The sequence below is a fragment of the Candidatus Hydrogenedentota bacterium genome, from assembly GCA_016791475.1.
GTDB lineage: Bacteria > Hydrogenedentota > Hydrogenedentia > Hydrogenedentales > JAEUWI01 > JAEUWI01.
On record JAEUWI010000435.1, the window covers coordinates 1 to 531 of the forward strand.

1 protein-coding gene is annotated in these 531 nt (G+C 68.4%); it reads left to right on the forward strand.

Annotated features, from left to right (window positions below; all coding sequences use genetic code 11):
• The coding region (locus JNK74_30115; GenBank protein MBL7650425.1) for an iron-containing alcohol dehydrogenase at positions 1-531 on the forward strand (531 nt) is incomplete at both ends.

Sequence of the window (531 nt, forward strand, 5' to 3'; positions counted from 1 at the left end):
TCGTTTCCGACCCGCACCCTGTTCGGGGCGGGCGCCCTTCGCGACCTCCCCTCCCATCTCTCCCGCCTCGGAATTTCGAGGCCCCTGGTCGTGACCGATGGCGGGTTGCTCCAGACGGACGCCTTCCGCCTGCTCTCGGCGACCCTGGGGCCCGAGGGGCTCGGACACACCTGGTTCCTCTTCTCCGAAGTGCATCCGAATCCGGTCGAGGACGATGTCCGGAAGCCCGCCGCCCTGTTCCGGGAAAAAGGCTGTGACGGGATCGTCGCCATCGGGGGGGGCAGCGCCCTCGACGCGGGCAAGGCCGCCCGGCTGCTAGTGAGGCGCCCCGGACTCGACCTGACGCGCTTTTATGACGAGACCGACTGGTCGGGCCTGGCTCCCTTTGTGGCGATTCCCACCACCGCCGGCACCGGCAGCGAAGTGGGACGCAGTTCCGTCATCACCCTCGATGCCACCCGCCGCAAGGCGGTGCTGTTCCATCCCGAGCTTCTGGCGCGCCTGGTGATCCTGGATCCGGAACTCACAGTC